We start from the raw sequence: 13,123 nt of genomic DNA, 5'->3' as shown, positions 1-13,123 counted from the left end.
ACTTGGTTGTTGTTTGGATGCGTCATGAATCCTTTATGGCGCATCCTATCAATTTTCAATGAATTCCTCTTCACCGGTATCTTCTTCTTCGTTTTTCAGGATCTCAATACCTTTTTGAATCACCAAATTAGTGGGTATGGTAATCCTTCGGCCATCATCTGTTCGCATAAAAAGATAAAAACCACTTATATCCTCAACCTTTCCGGTCCAATCAAAATCCTTGTCCAATACCCTGATCCTGTCCCCCAAACGCAAAGGGTGGCTAAAAAATAGAATCACACTGGCCGTTAAATTGGATAGGATGGACCATTGCGCCACAAAACCTACCCCCAATATGGCCAGGGTCGAGGAAAGAAAAAGGGAGAAATCCTTCAAATTCATTCCCCAGATTAGTGAAATTCCAACAAGGGCAAAGCCATAGAAGAAAAGATTACTAAGATAAAAGATGATTTTTCTGTTGTTCATATCAATGGCACTGGTCCTGCCAAATCTCCGTATGGCCCTTTTGGTCAAAGAGTTCAAAACAAATACAACAACCAATAAAATTCCTGTGACTAAAATTTCGGTTTTAAAAGACATTACGCCCACCATGATCCAATCTTGCTAAATTTGGGTTAACTTATTGCTCTAAACTACGAATAACCCGTTTTACTTTTACAATAATGGTTACAGATTTCGAAAATAATACCTGGGTCATCAACTATTCCCTTGAGGATTACTACAATCGGAAATTTTCCATGGATGAAGATGCACAATTGTCCAAAAACGATAAGAGTATTACTTGGGTCAATACGTATGGTCTGGGCTATACGGAAGAGTTTAGGAAGATGGTGCTCCACAACGAGTTGGACGATTTTCTGCTTCGGTTACTGCTTAACCAAAACTTTGGAAATAAGGTCATAGAATTGGAGGAGCAGCTTTTTATTGCTGCCCGAATCATAAAGACGGAAGACCAAAGCTTGGAGTCGGAACAGATGTTTTTTGTGGTAGCCAAGGATTTTGTATGGTGTATCCAGGAAAAATGGGGAGACCATTTTGATTGGATACGGGCACGGATATTCGATAATAAGGGAATCATAAGAAAAAAGAGGGCCGATTACCTCCTGTTTTTTATCCTGGAAACCTTGATTTCCAATTATAAGGAAAAGTATGAGGAAATGGTTTTGATGGAAAACATGCTGGACCGTGCCACCAAAATGGAACCCACACCGGAGTTTATGTTCGAAGTGGAACAAAAAAAGGCCATGATCCAGCACTTTCGTAAAGCATCACATGGCCTGAGGGACATTGTAACCCGACTGGAAAGGGTACAGGTAAAGGGGTTCCATACCAAATATTTCAGTGAGCTCAGGGAGCAGATCAACGGCTTGGCCAATGATGTTGATTCCGATACCCAGGAGTTGGAAAGTCAAATCAACTTGTTTTTCAGTATTCAAGGCCATCGCCTCAATGAGGTCATGAAGACCTTGACCATCTTTTCCGTAATATTTATTCCCCTTACTTTTTTGGCAGGAATCTATGGGATGAACTTTGAGAACATTCCAGAACTCAAATGGCCGTACGGCTATTTTATCCTTTTAGGACTCATGCTGGTCGTTACCCTCATTTCCATACTCATCTTTAAACGAAAAAAGTGGTTTTAAGGCGCTTTTCGGTTTTTGGATAGCCCATTAAATTTTAATTCAATCCTATTCCATTCAAGGGATGACATGAAGGTTTATTTTCCAATGATAAACGTCATATTTCTTGCATGTATCGCATTGTAGCTTTGTCTCATCTTAAAATTCAAAAAAATGAGAAGAACAGTACTTTTTGCAGCGATGGCGTTAATGGGATTCATCAACATGGGAACAGCGCAGGATGCTTCGTCGGGTGACGGCGGAAGTCCTTGGCAGTTCCGGCTTCGGGGAATTGTAGTGACGCCGGATGAAAGTGCAGATATAGAAGCTATAGGTGGGGATGCCTCCATTTCCACTGCGTTTGTACCGGAGTTGGACATCTCTTACTTTTTCGATGAAAATTGGTCTTTGGAATTGATTTTGGCCACCACAAAGCATGATGTGGAAGCCGTTGGGACTCTAGTTGGGGATATTGATTTGGGACATGTGTGGCTGCTTCCTCCCACCTTGACCGGTCAGTACCATTTCACCGGTGGTGATTTTGTGCCCTATGTGGGAGCTGGATTGAACCTTACCCTCTTTTATGGAGTGGATGAGGGACCTGTGGCCGATGATGTGGATTACGATACCGCCGTGGGATATGCATTGCAAGGAGGATTCGACTTTATGCTCAATGATAAATGGTTTTTAAATGTGGATGTGAAAAAACTGTTTCTGAATACGGATGCCACCGTTAATGCCACTACGGCATTGGGAGCTACTGTGGTGGCTGATGTGGATATCAACCCATGGATATTTGGATTCGGGGTAGGTGTAAAACTATAGGGTAATTTATACCACTAACCAATACTCTAAAAGGCGGTCTGGAGATTCTAGGCCGCCTTTCAGTATTATAACAAACTTACGCTAAAGCCAAACGAAATCCATAGACTTGGAGTTTCCCTTGTTTAAAATCCAACTCTGGATAGGGAATAAAACCTAATTTTTCATACATTTTCCAGGCGACTTTCATGAACGAGGTGCTGTGTATGATGACATTGAGATGTCCGCGGGTTTTCGCCCTTTCAATACAAGCTTCACTTAAGGCTTTCCCTATGCCCATTCCTCTGGTTGCCGGGTCAACGGCCAATAAGCGGAATCCAGACGCATTTTTTTCTTGTTTCGCTATACCCCCGGCACCATAATATTCCATATGTTCAAAATAAAGGACTGCCCCCAAAACCTTCTCGCCTGCGGAAACAGCGGCCAGAAGTTCCACACCGGGTTTTTGGGTAAAATCACCTATGTTGGCCAAGGTTTCATAGTATTCGGGCTGATCGTTTGCTTTGGGGAATCCTTCTAGACCCGAATAAACATCCACCATCAATTTTCCTATGGCATCAAATTCAGAGGGTTTTGCTGTGCGGATGTAAAAGCCTTTGTGGCCAAAGCGTTGCTGATAGCGTTCTTGGAATCCTTTGGAGTCAAATTCCTGTTCCAGTTGACACAATCCGTCCAAAAAACCAGGGGTTACAAATTCCTTGAGTACCTGTTGGATACGATGCCACTCCGCTTCAAGGGAACTTAAAGCCCGCTCTCCTTTTTGGGACAGATAGATAAAGGTTTTGCGCCCATCATTGGAGTCCTTTTGGCTTTCCAGATACCCTTGGGTCTTCATCTTTTTGACAATCTTGATGATAGCAGGATGGGAAAAACCCAAGGCACTGGCCATTTCGGTTACGGTAAGCCTTCCGTTTTCTTTCAGCAATAAAAAGACAACGTGCCAATTGGGTTCAATGGGCAGCCCCAATCGGGAATAGTGGTCCAGGGTGCTGGATACAATCTTTTCGTTCAACCGCTTTATACGAGCTGTGAAACCTAAATGTGCTATTTCTTGGAGAAAGTCATTGGTCATCATAAAAGTGTAACTAGTTACGTAAATATATAAAAAATAAGTAACCGGTTACGTAAAAAATATAAAGAGTGAATTTAGGGCCCTACAGCACCCAAGGTATAAAGTTGTTCCAAGGTAGGGGTTTCGCTGCCGCCTTCGGGCTCCAAGGTAATACCAAAAGCTTCGGATTCATTGGGATTGGACAACGCGAACAATTTACTGTCATCCGTGGCAAAATCTTCTAGAAGACCAATGCTGGTGGGGGTGAGCGGGGTCAGTTTCAAGGACCAAACTTGATAGGCATAGCCCGGTGGGGGTTCAGGAAGTCCTTGGGCATCAATGATGACCTTGTTCTCTTCCCGGTTCCAATAGGCCTTGGCATACGAATCTGGAGATACAGCCTGTCCGCCCAACGCCACTACGGTAATATTTTTAGCCCGAAGTTGTTGTAAAAGCGCTTCCTTGTCAATAACCTTTTCCTGGGTGGTGGATAGAATTTGTTCCAGATTCTCCTTTTCCTGATTGGTGATCTCTATCTCGGTTTTAAGCTGATTGTTCTGTAGATATACACCAATAAGGCCAATTGCAAGTACTATGGAAGCTGCCCAGCCCACGTAATTGCCCCAAGGAGTTTTCCTTTCCGAGGCTTCAGGCTTGAATTGGATGACTTCGTCCAATTGGGCGCGGACGGTCTTAAAACTGTCTTTGGATAGTTTGGGCGAGGTTGTCCGGGTAAGCTCTAGAATGGACTTCTCAATAGCTTCAATCTCTGACTTCACCTCAGGGTGTTGTAGGGCGTAGTGTTGTACCTCCAAGTTTTCCTCGGGGCTCAATGCGCCTGCCACGTAGAGTTCCAAAACTCCTGATGCTATGTACTCCTTCACATCCATTTTACTATGCCATATTTTTCCGAATTTCGGAAATACAACTTCTAATCCGTGTTTTTATGGTTCCTATTGGTGTCTTTAGTTCTTTCGCAGCTTCTTTTTGTGTAAACCCTTTAAAGTAGAGCAGGTCAATCAAAAGAATGCATTTATCCTTAAGTCCCTTTAATAGGGATTGCAATCCTATAGTGTCTATTTTTCCGTTTAAATCTTCGCTGTTTTCATGAATACCTACGAGAGAATCCACTGGGAGGTTTTTCTTTTGGTTTTTATGGCTTTTCGAGCGCAGTTCATCGATGGCGGCATTGCGGGCAATGTTTAAGATCCAGGTAAAAAAGCGACCTTTGGAAGTGTCATATTGGTCCGATTTACTCCAGATTTTCACAAAAACATCTTGACAAAGCTCTTGGGAGCGTTCAGGATCCTTGAGAATCACGTTGATTACTCCACATATGTTTTCCGCATACATATCATACAAAGCCTCAAAGGCGACCGTATCTTTTTTCTGGAATCTTTGTATGAGGTTGTCTAAGTCCATAGCGGGTCAGCTAAAGATATAAAAAAAGCCTTTCCCATTATGGATTCACGGTGGAATGTCAATATAAATGGTTTATGCGATGTTTATTCCCTTTAGGACCAGTGATTTCCATTCCGGATGCCTGCTGAGGTACAGGGCAACAAACGGACAAAGGGGAATCAGGGTGAGGTCATGGGCTTTGATATGTTCCAAGGTCTTTCGGATCAATTGGGAACCAATACCCTTTCCTTCATAGGATTCCGGAACCTCGGTATGGGTAAGATAGATTTTTTCCTTGGCGCGGATGTATTCTATTTTGGCAATGGCATCGCCCAAATCAAACTCAAATTGTTTGGCTTCCGCATTGTCCACAAGCTGATATTCTTGTTTCATTATGGGGAGGTAGGGGTGTAGTGGCTCAGTGCTCCCGAAGGACACTGGGCAATTTGATCTTTTAATTCCTGTGTTGAGGCATTTTCAGCCTTGATCCAAGGTTTGTCCTTGGGATTGTAGACTTGGGGCAGCATTTTCACACAAATCCCTGCATGTTGGCACAGTTTGGGCTTCCATACCACAGTAAGTTCCCCATTGGAGTATTCTTTTGTGATTTCCATATCAATGTTCAAAAAATAAAAGGGCAATCTATAGATCGCCCTTTTTCATTACTGTATAATACCAGTGCAGGAAACCCTTGCCCCTGCAGCACCACTGGGTTGCGAAGTGAAATCATCCACACCTTGGTGAACGATCACCGCCTTGCCCACAATGTTCTTGGTTTTATCATCACAGCCAATGCACCACTCCTTAGTGGCAAAATCCACTGTGGCGTTACCATCGGCATCGGCAACAAAATTACCAATGTCCCCTTTGTGATAGCCTTCTTCGGCGCCCCATTTACCGTGGGGTTGGAAGGTTGGGTTCCAATGACCTCCCGTAGATTTTCCATCAGCCGAAGAGCAATCGGCTTTCTCATGGATGTGGATGGCGTGTTCCCCTTCGGTGAGACCGGACAATGTGGCTTTCATTACCACGGTGCCGTTTTCTTCCATAAAAGTTACATCACCACTGACATTACTGTCACTTTTGGGTTCCATTTTGAAGGAAATGGATGTAGGTTCCATGGTTTCTACCACCTGTTCAACGGTTTCCTCTATTTCTTCGGATGTCTCTTCCGCTTCTTTTTTTACTTGCTTGCAGCTAAAGACGGTCATCAATGCCAATCCAATTACCGCTGCGGGTATTTTTTTCATTAGAAAGAATTTTTAGGTTCAGTCTAAGGTAATCATTATTTAGGGAGGTGTCAACAATTTTCCCCATCAATCACTTGATGGTTTTCCAAAGGAAAGCATACGATTTTAAGGGTGGGGCCGTTATAGAAGTACTAATGTATTTCAACACAAAACACTCATTTTGGTCAGTACAGCCACGGACTATATCAACTTCTTGATCTACTGCAAAAAGAAAAGGTCTTTTTGTAAGGGATATAACCGTTTGAAGGAAAACAAACTAAAAGGCTACATCAACCAAAGGGAGTATGTAAAATCATTGCGCAACATCTACAATGCCGTAATTGAGTTGGAATTGGATTATTTTGATATCCGTCACCTAAGGCTGTAAACCCCTCACTACTTAAATCAATTTGCTGATTACCTGCGTTTTACTGTGCAGGGTTTTGTGCACCGGGCATTTATCGGCAATTTCCAGGATTCGGGTCTTTTGTTGCTCATCCAAATCTCCTGTCAATTGTATTTCCCGATAAAAGGTATCAATTTTTGTTCCTTCACTTTCGCAATTTTCACAATCCACCGCATGGGTTTTCTTATAAGAAGTATGCACTTCCACATTGGTGAGGGGCCATCCTTTCCGTTTCACATACATTTGAATGGTCATGGCGGTACAGGCAGAAAGTCCTGCGGAAACCAACTCATAGGGCGATGGCCCAAAATCATTTCCTCCGTAGGATATAGGTTCATCGGCGATCATAAAATGGTTTCCCACCTTCATGGATGTGGTAAATCCGTCTTCCGCATCCAAACTGGCTACCACTTGATGTTGGGTTGTTAAGGATTCACGGGGTGCCATATCCACATACCGAGTGACCCAACCCGCAATGACTTCACCAACATACATGGAGTCGTTTTTGTTGGACAACAAATGGTCGGCACCATCCAAGGAAATGAAACTCTTGGGGTGATGGGCGGCCACATAAAGTTCTTCGGCATTTTGTATCCCTACAATTTGGTCTTGGGGGGAATGCAGGATCAATAGCGCTTTTCTAAGATTTTTGACGGTAGCTGTGAGGGAATTGTTCTCCAAATCGTCCAAAAACTGTTTTTTGATGGTAAAGTCCCTTCCACTTAGGTTTACGGTAGCTTTGCCTGTAGATGTTATCTTATCGAGCTCACTTCTCAACAAATGCTTTACGTGTGCAGGGCTGGAAGGCGCACCCAGAGTGGCTACCGCTTTCACGGAAGCAATTTTGGCAGCAGCAAATATAGATGCCGCACCTCCAAGGGAATGGCCAATGATCAAGGTTGGGGCTTTATAATTATCTTTCAAGTAGTCCGCAGCAGCCACCAAATCCTGAATGTTGCCAGAAAAATTGGTGTTTTCGAAATCCCCTTCACTCTCTCCCAAGCCCGTAAAGTCAAAACGGAGCACCCCAAAACCTTTGGAGGTCAAAGCACGGCTAATATGGGCAACAGCCAAAAGGTTTTTGGTGCAAGTGAAACAATGTGCAAACAACACAAAGTTATGGGGGTGTTGGTCTACGGGCAGCTCCAAGCGTCCCGCCAAAGTCTGGCCCTCTTTATTGTTGAATGTTACTTTTTGTAGCCCCATGATGCTTTTTTAGGTTAATAGACATAAAACAGGCCCATTCACCATTACCTCAAAGGGGCCATACAAATTTAACTTTCGTCCTTGGCCTTTTTGGCAAAGACTTTTCTTAAGTCGGGATTAAAAAAGAAACCTATCTGCAACCGATCATAAACGGCATTGGCAAACTGGTTCCTGAGGTACCCCAACTGCACACTACTGTTCTCCGTGAGATGAACCCCCACGGCACCGTACAAACGGTTTTGTCCGAACAGGTCATCCTGTAGGTTGATGAACAATTCATCATAAAAATTAAGAAAAAAGGTGTCGGTGAGCGGCAAGGTCATTTGGATGCGGTAACGTGCCCTGTGCTGGGTGTCCGTAGCATTCCCTAATTCCAAAAAGCGTTGTTCCAGACGATAGCGGTGCTCAAAAAGTAACTCCCAAACCTTGTTTTTCAGGATAAACTGCTCAAAGATTCGATGCTCCCTACCATCCAATCCGCCAAGGGGCTCATCAAAAGAACCATCGGTCTTGATAAAACCATACCCCATGGTGGCAATGGCATTGGGGTTGATATGGTAATTCAGCCCGGTACGCAACAACAACTGGTTAAAATTGCTGGTGGTCTCATAAAAACGGAATTGGGCTTCGGTATGAACACTAAGGCGTTCGGCAATCTTGTTGGTTCCAAAATACATATACCAAGCCCCCCATTTGTCCTCTCCAGGTTCTTGGGCATTCAATACTACGGTAGCGGTAAGTGCGACCCAAAGGGTCGAAAGCAATTTTCTTTTTCTATGCTGCATTAATCTAAACTAAAGGTTTCTGTTTCTTTAAAAGGTGATATATCCAAGGCTTCGATGGATTCGCGATACGGTTTCCATTTTTCGCTGAAGAAGGCATTGGTCTTGTCCAAGGCCGACTTTAATTCATCTTCCGCAAAGCGGACCAATCTTTTTTCTGTTTCAGTGATTCCAGACTGGCGACTGCTCACATAATAACTGGCCGTACCAAGTCTTTGCTCCACGGATGGTTCCGGGTTTCGGGTAATGCCTTGGCGCTTGTCCTCCTTGCCCAAATACAGGGCGATTACGGAATCTATCTCTTTTATGATGTTCTTTGAAGCCTCAATCTGCTCCTTGAATTTTTCCTTGTCCAGGTCTTGGAGTTCTTTTTGGAATTTGTTGGCCAAATTCTTGTTCTCCACCAATTGTTTTACGGCATCGGCGGCGGTTTGTGTAAAGCCTTCCAATTTTTTGCCCAGGGCATACACCTCATTGATGGAAGCCATAGACGTATTCAACCGCGGGTCCGTTTTTACGGTCACACTTGTGGAATCCTTTTGCCCGCCATAGTGCGCCACCACTTTATAGGTGCCTGGTTTAACGGATAATCCGCCCGACTCCCTCGGATTTTTCACAATGGTCCTTGACGGGGAAGCAGGGGCTTTCTCGTCCAATTCCCAGTAAATCCTATGGAACCCGGCTTTTTTGGGTGTCTTGTATTTTAAGGTTCTGATGAGCCTATCGCCATCATAAAAATTAAAGAAGATGGAATCTTTGGTCTTCTCTTTGGGTTTATCCTCTTCGGAAGCGGCATCCTTGGTTTCGTCGGTTTTTTTGTCATCTTTCTTGGACGCTACATCTTTGATGTAGTACGTAATCATGGCTCCCGAGGGCCTGTTCTCAGCATTGTAGAGGGCATCCCCCCCAAAACGACTTCCCGTGGGTTGTTGGTAGGCGGCCAAATAGGCATCGGGGCTTTTAAACAGGCTGATATCCTTTTGCAATAACGCCTTGTTCTCCGCCAAGGCCCTTAAGGGTCTAATATCATCCAAAACCCATGCTGCCCTGCCAAAGGTGCCGATTACCAAATCCTGTTCTCTGTGATGATAGGCCAAATCTTTTGTGGATACAGTGGGGAATCCTTTGTCCCATTTTTGCCATTTGGAACCTGCATCGAAGGAAATGTAGAGACCATCATCGGTTCCCAAAAACATAAGATTGGGATTTTCCGGGTCTTCCAAAATGCTCAGTGTATAGCTTTCCACATCGGTTTGGTCCACGATACGGGTCCAGGTTTTTCCATAATCTTTGGTCCGGTAGGCGTAGGGTGTATAGTTGAACCTTCGATAATCGTTGGCGACCAATAGGGCCTCACCTTTATTGTTTTGAGAGGCTTTGATCTGGGGAATCCAACTGCCTTTGGGCAACCCTTTGATGTTGTTGGTGACATCGGTCCAAGTGGTGCCGCCATTTTGGGTAAAGTGTACCCGGCCATCATCCGTACCGGCCCACAACATATCTTTCTCCACGGGCGAAGGTTCTATCACAATAACCGTGCAATGGTTTTCCGCACCGGTGGCATCCATGGTAAGCCCACCACTTTCACCCTGCTTTTGCTTTTCGGGGTCGTTGGTGGTCAGGTCGGGTGAAATGACCTCCCATGTCAATCCCTTATCCCTGGATTTATGGACAAATTGACTTCCAAAATATACCGTGCTAGTATCAAAAGGGTCTTGGCCTATGGCTGCATTCCAGTTGAAACGAAGCTCCACTTTGGGGTCGGGGTGGGTTGGTCGAACAGTATAGTCGTTTCCTGTTTTCCAATCGTAACGACGCACGTAGCCTTGCTGGCTCATGGCATATCCAAATTGACTGTCATCTTTATCTGGGATAACATCAAAACCATCACCAAAGGCAATTTCCTGCCAATAGCTGTTCCGAATCCCTTGGTCCCTCCACACATAGGCGGGACCTCGCCAAGAACCATTGTCTTGCATTCCTCCATATACATTGTAGGGATACTCATTGTCCACATTGATATGATAAAATTGTGCCACAGGTAGATTACCAATGAATCGCCATGTCTTACCTCCATTTTTGGTGATGTTCAACCCACCATCATTACCGTCCAGCATAAACTGTCCGTTGGTAGGATGTATCCACCAAGCATGATGGTCGGGATGTACCCCATTGCTCACACCGTAGGCCGGCATCAATTGGGAGAAGTTTTTGCCCCCGTCTTCTGAAACATTGATGTAAGTGAACACGGAATACACCCGGTTTTCGTTCTGGGGATCCACATAGATTTCAGAATAATAAAAAGGACGGTTGCCAATATCGTTTTTGTCGTTGATTTTTTCCCATTTGAACCCACCGTCGACCGACTTGTACAGGGCATTTTTTTGGGCCTCGACCAAGGCGTAGATCACGTTGGGTTTGTTTCGGGCAATGGCAATGCCAATACGCCCCAGGTCACCCTTGGGCAGACCGTCCTCTTCGGTGATTTGTTTCCAAGTGGTGCCACCATCGTGGGTCATGTAGAGCCCACTGCCTTTACCGCCGGATTTGAAGAACCACGGGTCACGCTTATGTTCCCACATGGCCGCCATCAATTTATTGGGATTGGTGGGGTCCATGACCAAATCGGCCACCCCGGTTTTGTTGTTTACAAACAGTACCTTTTCCCACGTTTTTCCGCCATCGGTGGTTTTAAAAACACCCCGTTCAGGGTGTTCGCCCCAAGGGGAGCCAATGGCCCCAACATAGACGACATCAGGATTGGTAGGGTCTATGATGACCCTGTGAATGTGACGGGTTTTTTCGAGCCCCATGGATTTCCAGCTTTTACCGCCATCCAAGGATTTGTAGATGCCATACCCTCCGTTGAGGCTATTTCTGGGGTTTCCCTCCCCGGTACCTACCCAAATTACGGATGGGTTGGATTGCTGGATGGCAACCGCGCCAATGGAGGCGGTAACCTCATGGTCGAATATGGGTTCCCATTGAATGCCTCCAGAGGTGGATTTCCACAAACCACCCGATGCGGTTCCCACATACATGATGTCCGGATTGGAAAGGACCACATCAATGGCAGTAACACGTCCGCTCATTCCGGCTGGACCTATGTTTCTTGGTTTCATATCCTGAACCAAATCCATTGAAAATTCTTGGGCAAAAAGAGATAGTGATGCAAAGAGCATCAATAGTAAAAGAGGCTTTTTCATTTTTAAGGTCAATTAGTCGCCTAAAGATACCAAAAACCCCAAGTGGAATTCTTAAAAGGATGTTAACTGGAACCAGACCGCAGGGAAACCCTCTCTATTTGAATTGAATGGGCTATTCGTTTTTATAGACCACCCCATCTTTCATGACAAACCGTACATGTTGCATCTGCTCAATGTGGGTAAGGGGATTGCCTTCCACAGCGATGAGGTCGGCCAAAAAGTTGTTTTTGATGCTTCCCAGATTTTCTAGATGGAATACCCTTGCATTCACTGATGTGGCCGATTGTAAAGCCTTGAGGGGCTGCATTCCGTATTCGACCATAAGTACGAGTTCCCTATAATTTTCTCCATGGGGGAATACGCCCACATCACCTCCAAAGACAATGTCCACTCCGGACTGTAGGGCCAAGGCAAATGACTGCTTCTTTTTTGCAATGCGGTCCGTATCGGCCTCTTTCCCCTTTTTCCATCCTTTATACCGTTCAATGGCATCGCCGGCAGCCAAGGTAGGGCAGAGGGCCACATTTTTTTCTTTCATAAGCTTGAAAATATCCATGGTGCCCCAATCCCCATGCTCTATGGTCTCGGCACCACCCAAGATGGCTCGCCGCATCCCTTCGGGGGTTCCGGCATGGGCCACAACATATTTGCCTGCAGTGGTGGCAGTGGCTACCATGGCATCGATTTCTTCCTGTAAAAAGGTAGGTTGCGGGATTGCCCCTGGGCTCCAACGGTAATCTGCATAAATTTTGATCAAGTCCGCACCCTTCCCCATTTGATTCCTGACCTCCTTGATGGCTTCGTCCCTTCCACTGACAGGTTCGGCACCCAAGGGAACGCGGACCCGGTCGTGAAATCCTTTTGGGCCATAGGCCCCTGTCGCCACAATGGCAGGTCCGGCCACCAATAATCGAGGTCCCGGGATGATTCCGTCATCGATACACTTTTTTAAATAGACATCGGTATACCCGGCACCTTCCGAGCCTAAATCACGCATGGTCGTTACCCCGGCCATCAAGGATTTTTTGGCATGGACGCTGCCTCGGATGGCTCGTTCCACCGGGGATTCCTTTAAAACTTGATCGTTCCAGTCCGTTTCGTTGTAGGGATGCAGCAACAGATGGGAATGCCCCTCTATAATTCCGGGCATCAAGGTCATCCCTTTCAGCTCGTGTTTGGTATAGGAGTTGACTTTTTTCAGTCCACTTTCTGGACCAGTATAGGTAATTAGATTACCATTGACCGCCACTACCCAATTGGAATGCATTTCTTCGCCATCAAATACCCGGTCAGGAATCAATAGGACTTGCGCTTTTACGGGTATTACTAACAGAAATAGCAATAAAAGTCCCCAAATTTTTGGGTTTACCTTGATTTTTGAAGAGGAATGGATCATTGTGT

The 13,123-nt window shown here is 45.1% G+C and carries 14 protein-coding genes; 3 read left to right on the top strand and 11 right to left on the bottom strand.

What is annotated here, in order from left to right; genetic code table 11:
• Window positions 1-48 precede the first annotated feature (48 nt).
• Window positions 49-381, bottom strand: a complete 333-nt coding sequence (locus tag DN53_RS18035) for a mechanosensitive ion channel domain-containing protein (RefSeq protein WP_242502046.1) — start codon at window positions 379-381, stop codon at window positions 49-51.
• Between the two features lie 281 nt (window positions 382-662).
• Here DN53_RS18035 and DN53_RS02060 point away from each other — a divergent pair, with 281 nt between their 5' ends.
• Window positions 663-1,643, top strand: a complete 981-nt coding sequence (locus tag DN53_RS02060; RefSeq protein WP_129652752.1) for a CorA family divalent cation transporter — start codon at window positions 663-665, stop codon at window positions 1,641-1,643.
• 150 nt (window positions 1,644-1,793) lie between these two features.
• Window positions 1,794-2,444: an OmpW/AlkL family protein gene (locus DN53_RS02055; protein ID WP_129652751.1), complete on the top strand. Its 651-nt coding sequence runs from the start codon at window positions 1,794-1,796 to the stop codon at window positions 2,442-2,444.
• A gap of 76 nt (window positions 2,445-2,520) precedes the next feature.
• Here the strand turns inward: DN53_RS02055 and DN53_RS02050 are convergent, their stop codons facing one another.
• From DN53_RS02050 to DN53_RS02025, 6 genes are all read right to left on the bottom strand, one after another.
• Window positions 2,521-3,516, bottom strand: a complete 996-nt coding sequence (locus DN53_RS02050; protein ID WP_129652750.1) for a bifunctional helix-turn-helix transcriptional regulator/GNAT family N-acetyltransferase — start codon at window positions 3,514-3,516, stop codon at window positions 2,521-2,523.
• A 71-nt stretch (window positions 3,517-3,587) separates the two neighbouring features.
• Window positions 3,588-4,382, bottom strand: coding sequence for an anti-sigma factor (locus tag DN53_RS02045; protein ID WP_129652749.1), 795 nt, complete (start codon window positions 4,380-4,382; stop codon window positions 3,588-3,590).
• A 4-nt stretch (window positions 4,383-4,386) separates the two neighbouring features.
• Window positions 4,387-4,914 (bottom strand): RNA polymerase sigma factor, encoded by a 528-nt coding sequence (locus DN53_RS02040; protein ID WP_129652748.1) that lies wholly within the window; start codon window positions 4,912-4,914, stop codon window positions 4,387-4,389.
• 72 nt (window positions 4,915-4,986) lie between these two features.
• Window positions 4,987-5,286 carry a GNAT family N-acetyltransferase gene (locus DN53_RS02035; protein ID WP_129652747.1) on the bottom strand — a complete coding sequence of 100 codons (300 nt, stop codon included), beginning with the start codon at window positions 5,284-5,286 and terminating at the stop codon, window positions 4,987-4,989.
• Window positions 5,286-5,507: a (4Fe-4S)-binding protein gene (locus tag DN53_RS02030; protein ID WP_129652746.1), complete on the bottom strand. Its 222-nt coding sequence runs from the start codon at window positions 5,505-5,507 to the stop codon at window positions 5,286-5,288. Before DN53_RS02030 ends, DN53_RS02035 begins: the two co-directional genes overlap by 1 nt.
• Before the next feature lie 48 nt (window positions 5,508-5,555).
• The gene (locus DN53_RS02025) at window positions 5,556-6,143 is read right to left on the bottom strand and encodes a superoxide dismutase family protein (protein WP_129652745.1); all 588 of its coding nucleotides are present in this window, start codon (window positions 6,141-6,143) and stop codon (window positions 5,556-5,558) included.
• 160 nt (window positions 6,144-6,303) lie between these two features.
• On the opposite strand from DN53_RS02025, the gene DN53_RS02020 reads away from it, so the two are divergent.
• Window positions 6,304-6,510: a hypothetical protein gene (locus DN53_RS02020; RefSeq protein ID WP_129652744.1), complete on the top strand. Its 207-nt coding sequence runs from the start codon at window positions 6,304-6,306 to the stop codon at window positions 6,508-6,510.
• A 12-nt stretch (window positions 6,511-6,522) separates the two neighbouring features.
• Here DN53_RS02020 and DN53_RS02015 read toward each other — a convergent pair whose 3' ends face one another.
• From DN53_RS02015 to DN53_RS02000, 4 genes are all read right to left on the bottom strand, one after another.
• Window positions 6,523-7,734, bottom strand: coding sequence for a bifunctional alpha/beta hydrolase/OsmC family protein (locus DN53_RS02015; protein ID WP_129652743.1), 1,212 nt, complete (start codon window positions 7,732-7,734; stop codon window positions 6,523-6,525).
• 68 nt (window positions 7,735-7,802) lie between these two features.
• A complete protein-coding gene (locus DN53_RS02010; RefSeq protein ID WP_129652742.1) occupies window positions 7,803-8,519 on the bottom strand; it encodes a DUF2490 domain-containing protein in 717 nt (238 codons plus the stop codon).
• Window positions 8,519-11,722 (bottom strand): WD40/YVTN/BNR-like repeat-containing protein, encoded by a 3,204-nt coding sequence (locus tag DN53_RS02005; protein WP_129652741.1) that lies wholly within the window; start codon window positions 11,720-11,722, stop codon window positions 8,519-8,521. Before DN53_RS02005 ends, DN53_RS02010 begins: the two co-directional genes overlap by 1 nt.
• A gap of 112 nt (window positions 11,723-11,834) precedes the next feature.
• On the bottom strand, window positions 11,835-13,118 hold the full coding sequence (locus DN53_RS02000) for a metal-dependent hydrolase family protein (protein WP_129652740.1): 1,284 nt from the start codon (window positions 13,116-13,118) through the stop codon (window positions 11,835-11,837).
• Window positions 13,119-13,123 lie beyond the last annotated feature (5 nt).

It is taken from the genome of Flagellimonas olearia (assembly GCF_004150225.1).
Taxonomy (GTDB): domain Bacteria; phylum Bacteroidota; class Bacteroidia; order Flavobacteriales; family Flavobacteriaceae; genus Flagellimonas; species Flagellimonas olearia.
This window is presented reverse-complemented; position numbering and strand designations above follow the sequence as displayed.

Coding starts and splice junctions, on each gene's coding strand:
- DN53_RS02040 (WP_129652748.1), bottom strand. CDS start 4,914: ATGGACTTAGACAACCTCATACAAAGATTCCAGAAAAAAGATACGGTC.
- DN53_RS02045 (WP_129652749.1), bottom strand. CDS start 4,382: ATGGATGTGAAGGAGTACATAGCATCAGGAGTTTTGGAACTCTACGTG.
- DN53_RS02005 (WP_129652741.1), bottom strand. CDS start 11,722: ATGAAAAAGCCTCTTTTACTATTGATGCTCTTTGCATCACTATCTCTT.
- DN53_RS02050 (WP_129652750.1), bottom strand. CDS start 3,516: ATGATGACCAATGACTTTCTCCAAGAAATAGCACATTTAGGTTTCACA.
- DN53_RS02030 (WP_129652746.1), bottom strand. CDS start 5,507: ATGGAAATCACAAAAGAATACTCCAATGGGGAACTTACTGTGGTATGG.
- DN53_RS02000 (WP_129652740.1), bottom strand. CDS start 13,118: ATGATCCATTCCTCTTCAAAAATCAAGGTAAACCCAAAAATTTGGGGA.
- DN53_RS02035 (WP_129652747.1), bottom strand. CDS start 5,286: ATGAAACAAGAATATCAGCTTGTGGACAATGCGGAAGCCAAACAATTT.
- DN53_RS02015 (WP_129652743.1), bottom strand. CDS start 7,734: ATGGGGCTACAAAAAGTAACATTCAACAATAAAGAGGGCCAGACTTTG.
- DN53_RS02055 (WP_129652751.1), top strand. CDS start 1,794: ATGAGAAGAACAGTACTTTTTGCAGCGATGGCGTTAATGGGATTCATC.
- DN53_RS02025 (WP_129652745.1), bottom strand. CDS start 6,143: ATGAAAAAAATACCCGCAGCGGTAATTGGATTGGCATTGATGACCGTC.
- DN53_RS18035 (WP_242502046.1), bottom strand. CDS start 381: ATGAATTTGAAGGATTTCTCCCTTTTTCTTTCCTCGACCCTGGCCATA.
- DN53_RS02010 (WP_129652742.1), bottom strand. CDS start 8,519: ATGCAGCATAGAAAAAGAAAATTGCTTTCGACCCTTTGGGTCGCACTT.
- DN53_RS02060 (WP_129652752.1), top strand. CDS start 663: ATGGTTACAGATTTCGAAAATAATACCTGGGTCATCAACTATTCCCTT.